Genomic DNA, 5,171 nt, shown 5'->3' on the forward strand with positions numbered 1-5,171 from the left:
GGCTTCACCACGGCGATGGAGACGCCCTCCTTGACGATCAGGGCGCCGTTGGCGGTCGCCCCGCGCACCTTCCATTGCTCCGCGCGCAGGTCGTCCCAATCGTAGCTCGCCGTGGTGACGTACCAGCGGGTGAAGGGATTCCACCAGACCCAATGGAAGCCGTGGACATAGACCTTGCGGCGGGCGCGGTTGAAGCGTAAGGGCAGATCGCGAGGAGGAGAAACGTCGGAGCAGTAAGCGAAGCAAGTTATCCAGAACCCAATTCCAGCTATTGAGAAAATCATAAAGATAACGAACGTAAATCCGATAAATCCGTATGTACCATCCGGGTCTGTTATAAGTCCCCAAACTAGCGACGCGACTCCCCCAAGCGTTACGAGACCCATGAGCCCAGCCAGCCAAATCACTAGCCCGCGCACAGCCAAAACATTCCGCGAAATTTCAACGAAAACGTCATCGAGATGCGTGGGCTCGAACCAAAGCAAGGTCGGCGCTTCTTCGATCGGCTCATTGGGCCCCGGGAGATCACGCTTCCAGCCGGTACAGGGCGAGTTGAGCTTGGGCTCCGCCATCACGCCACCTCCATCACAACAACTTCGGCGAAGCCACTTTCGTCGCTCTTGTCTGGCCAGTAAGTGATTTTTAGCGTGACTGACTGGATGCCGTGGACGGGTTCCAGTTCGAAGCGGCCAGTGAGGAGAGGAAGGCTCTTCGTCGGTTGCCCGTCCTTCACCACGACATAGTCCGGCCGGGAAGTAGCCGTTGGCTTGACCGGTTCGCCGTTGGCATTCATTTGGCCTGCGGCGAGGACTTGAGTGATGATCTGCGGCGTACGTCGACCGTCCCGGGCGAGACCAAAGCGCTGTACTTCCAGCGTGAAACGGTAGCCTGAATAGGCGGGATCGAAACCGGGCAGCAAGATGCGATAGACGAGATCGGTACCGACCTCTGTGCCCCCTGTGTTCTTCAGCACTTCGATGTCGGCGGTAAGCATGGTGCCGCTGTCCATCAACCGCCGGGCACGCTCAAATCCAAGGGCGACCTCCATGCCCAGTACCGCTGCGTTGAGTGCGGCGATGGCACTGTTCACAATTCGTGCAATCTTCTCAGGATCATCGCTATCGCTGATACCCCAATGCCGGTATTTGTCGTCGCTGCCGAAATGGCAATGGCGGGCCCATAGTTCCAGTGCGTTCGACTCCTGAGATTTAGCAATTTGAGCTACGGCAAATGCAACGATACCTATCACGATACCAATACCCAACGGCCCCATGAGAACACCCGCCCCCACCGCTCCGGTAATGCTAAAACCGGCGCCTACAATAGATAGAATTCCTGCGCCAATGTACTTTTCACTTGCATCCTTGTCCCCGATCCTTGCTGTACGTACCGCCGCCGCCATATTCGCAGCCCCATCCGCAATCCCCCCCACCGCAGCAATCACGCCACCTGCCCTCACCATCTTCTCGCCCATTCCCACAGCCTTGGCCAGTCGTGGCGTATCCACGGCACCCCAGCGCCGAGCAAAGGCTTGCGCCGCGTCGGCCGGCATCTTGATGGCCATGCCAGCCCCTTCCACGCCCGCCCCCATCAACCCCACCGCAGCGCCGTAGAAGGCGGCAACCGCTTCCGGATGACGGTCGCCGATCCTGGCGTCCAGGTCGGCGAGGGAGCTTTTCAGGCTGTCGTGCAGGAAGTACAGACTGATGAGGGACAGGCCACCGTCGACGCCTGTAACCGACAGGCGCTTGAGGCCAGCCAGGCTGCTGCCGGCGAAGTGACGCGCGCTGGCGCCGGTGACCTGGAGCCCCTTCAGCACGTTTTGGGCCGCAGGCTCCAGATTCTTGAGGCCCGCCTTGATCTGACGTAGAGCGGCCTTGGCCTCGTGCTGCGCATCGCGGCCCAGGACACCGGCTGCCCGCTTGACGTCGCGGCCCGCTACGCCAATATCGCGTTGCACACCGGCGAGGCGCCGCTTGACCTCCTCGGCCGTGCCGTGCGTCCACACGGTGACATCGATCAGTACGTTGCGCAGCGCGCTGTCGGGGATGGCGATCAGGCCGCTGAAGACCATTGCGCGCACGCGCCGGGCGGCGGTGCCCTTGGTCGCCTCGGTGTCGCTGCGCAACTCTTTGGCAATAAGGTTGAAGCACTCGCCCACCGTGAGTTGCACCTTGACCTGAGTAAGCCGTGCGTTGCCGTACAGCCAGGCCGCACCGACGTAGAGATGATCGAGGGCAGCCTTGACGCCTTGTCCTAGCTGCTTGTCCAGCCGCCCGGCTGCGTTGTGCATGGCGATCAGCAGATGATCGGCGGCGTCCACCGTGGCGCGCTCGCGCCAGCGCGCTACCTCGTCGCTGCCGACCAGGCCCTTGAGGGTGTCGAAGTACTTTTTGCCCGCGTCGGTCGGCATGGCGCCTCCACCCAGCAACGGCGCAAACGCCCGATACAGGCTGGTCTGCTGGCCTTGCAGCGCGATATAGGCGGGGCTGAGCGGATCGTTCAGCAACTGTTGCCACACTTTGCCGCTCGGCCCGAGCACTTCGACCGCGGGCGCTTGGTCCGGCTTCGCTGGCGGCGGCGGAACTGATACGGCGTCGGTCACGCCACCGGCCAAGCAGTCCGCCACGGTCTTCAAGCGGCAGCCGACAGAGCGCGCTACGGCATCCGTATAGTCCAGTGCGACGATCCGCTTCCAGGCGGCACTGTCGATCTGCGTCGCCCAGTCTTTCGCGTACGCATCGATTCGTTGCTGGAACTTGGACTGGGCATCGTCGTACTGCCGCTGGAATGCGGCCCTTCCGTCCGCGCCGCCCTCTCGGTAGCGCTCTTCCAGGCGCTTGACTCTGCTGCGAGTCTTGCCCTTGACGATATCCGCACGCTCTTCAGCCGGATCGCGGAAGACGGGCGGCGCCCCCATTTCGCTGTGCGACCAGAACTCTGTATTGTCCGCCGTCTCCGCATCCGCGCGCTGCGCGATCAGCGCTTTGATGCCCAGCAGGGCCTGTGAGGTCAGGAACTTGTATCGCCGGCTGGGTAGCTCGGCCCAGCGTTGCATAGCCGTGCGTACGGACAAACGCAGATTGTCGAGTTCGTGGGCCATGCCAACGGGGTCGGGCAGGATCACGCCGGCGACGCCTCGCGCCACCCCTTCCTGCCTCTCGAGGATGCGCAGATAGTCGCGCATTGCCTGCAAACGGTCATGCCGCGGATACCAGCCGTGCACGCTGCCGAAATCGTCCGTGCCGGTGGCGTACTCGGCCACGTGCGCCGCCAGGGGATGGGCGTGCTCGAGTGCGAGCGCGCCCCCTTTGGCGGTAGGGTCGGCCTTGACGGCGGCCAGCTCGATCTCGACAAAACGCTGGCGGAAGTCGGCCGGCAGTGCCGTGCCGTCGGCGCGCTTGCCGGTCTTGTAAGCATCGAGCACGGCGCTTGGCCATGGGTCTTGCGCAAAGGCAATCCACGCCGTGCGATGCGCACGCGTGTCGAGGCGCAGGAACGAGGCGCGCAGGTCGTGCCCCGCGTCGAGACACTGCTTGGAAAGCGGCGCGGGTCGACTGCGCGGCATCTCGTACGGGTTGAATTGCCGCAGGAAGCCTTCGGGGGTGACTTGGTAGGCTTGCCACTGTTTTCTATCGAGCAAGACGTACACGTAGCCTTCGCGGAGCATGCGCAGCGACGACTGGATGGATGCGTCGCCGAGTGGGTCGATTTTCGTCAGGGACCGGTGTGTGGGTAACACCGCCTTGCGCAACAGCAAGAGAGGCAGGCCGGTTCGCTCGCAGGTGCGGCAGACACCCGGCGCCGCAGGACAGGTTTCCGCCGCGGCGGTACTCAAACGTTGGCTGGTACTACTCATGTTGCGCTCCATGCTGCGTCAAGTTCGTTGGCGATGTGCTGCCACATCGCGTCGGAGCAGCGGTCGAAGTCATCCGAGAGCGGGGTGTTGCCGCGCGCGGCCCGTTCGATACTGGCTCGCACTTGGGGATGCTCATGCAGCCGCGGGTGGATTCGCAGGCTGTGGAGTCCCAGGATCAAGATGTCGCGATGGTCACGCAGGCCTAGCGTATGGGCCGCCCGGACGGCGCGGTAAGCCACGGCGGTGACCTGCTGGGGTGTGAGCGCAGCACTCGCGTTTCGGAGATGGGTGTTGTCGAACGATGCTTCGCGCACGCGTTGCCACGCGGCCTGGATGTCGGCGATCAAGGGAGCCGAGCGCTGGGCGAACCAAGTGTGTTCGGAGTCGTCGGCAGTGCGGTGGTCAGGCTTGCCTTCGAGCAACGTTATGCTGGCTCCGCTCAAACAAATCAACCAGTGGCGCAGCGGCCAAAGGCTGCCCGCCATGCGACACGCGGCCCATAATTCCATCCGAAGCGGTTCAAAGAGGGCAATAAAGCCCCGACCTTCGGGGCCGGACGCATAGCGGCAAAGTGACAGGATATGCGCGGCCACATCCTCGGGCGCCAACGGGGCGGCAATCAACCCGCAGACATAGCGCTTGCGATAGAAGGCATCACGGCGCATGGTGACTTCGATCTGGGACAACAGGGGACGCTCCGCCTCTTTTCCCGGCTGCGCCAAGGTGAGCAAGACAGGGCACGCGCCGGGGCTGTGTGCAAGATCGACACGCAGCACGCGAGTGCATGCCTCGCTGCCAAGTCGTTCGCGCATCGAATCGATATGCAGTGGGTCATCGGCGTCGCACTCGGCCAGCGGATCGAGTAGTAGATAGAGGTAGTCTTCCTTATGGCGCTGTTCGGTGGCATACCGATACAGGAGATCGTGACTCATCGCTGTTTTTCCACGCAATCGGCCAATAGGCCCTTGATGGGGGCGCCGTCGAAAGCCAGACTGTTGCCGGCACCTCCACTTTCCTGCGTGAGCGGCCCTTTCACACGAATCGCCACAGCGTCCAGCGTGATCCCACCGTCGTCGATGCGCACGGTGCCGCCCGGGCCTTTGACTTCCAATATCTCGGCAGCATGGATTCCATAGACCTTGGTGCGTTGCCGAATGGCCTGCCCCGCCTCCAGCTCGGCGTGCCCCTGCACGCGCTGCTCCAGATGACCGCCGATATCGACCGTGTGATTGACAGCCGTCTTGTCGCGACGATGGTTGCCGACTTCCTCGGTGCGGTCCTTCGCCGTGTGGATGGTGTGGTTGCGGCCAAT

3 protein-coding genes and 1 pseudogene are annotated in these 5,171 nt (G+C 62.9%); all 4 read right to left on the reverse strand.

What is annotated here, in order from left to right; all coding sequences use genetic code 11:
* Nucleotides 1-572, reverse strand: a 572-nt coding sequence (locus tag WS49_RS27280; protein WP_082725591.1) for a DUF6708 domain-containing protein, incomplete at its 3' end; no start/stop codon positions are given.
* Nucleotides 572-3,859, reverse strand: a complete 3,288-nt coding sequence (locus WS49_RS27285) for a T6SS effector BTH_I2691 family protein (protein WP_156441464.1) — start codon at nt 3,857-3,859, stop codon at nt 572-574. The genes WS49_RS27285 and WS49_RS27280, both read right to left, overlap by 1 nt.
* A complete protein-coding gene (locus tag WS49_RS27290; RefSeq protein ID WP_059535144.1) occupies nt 3,856-4,791 on the reverse strand; it encodes a hypothetical protein in 936 nt (311 codons plus the stop codon). The genes WS49_RS27285 and WS49_RS27290 overlap by 4 nt, the downstream gene beginning before the upstream one ends.
* Nucleotides 4,788-5,171, reverse strand: a pseudogene (locus tag WS49_RS35760) (hypothetical protein); the annotation flags it as partial. The gene WS49_RS27290 and the pseudogene WS49_RS35760, both read right to left, overlap by 4 nt.

It is taken from the genome of Burkholderia sp. RF7-non_BP4, assembly GCF_001521935.1.
Taxonomy (GTDB): Bacteria; Pseudomonadota; Gammaproteobacteria; order Burkholderiales; family Burkholderiaceae; genus Burkholderia; species Burkholderia diffusa.

Coding starts and splice junctions, on each gene's coding strand:
- WS49_RS27290 (WP_059535144.1), bottom strand. CDS start 4,791: ATGAGTCACGATCTCCTGTATCGGTATGCCACCGAACAGCGCCATAAG.
- WS49_RS27285 (WP_156441464.1), bottom strand. CDS start 3,859: ATGAGTAGTACCAGCCAACGTTTGAGTACCGCCGCGGCGGAAACCTGT.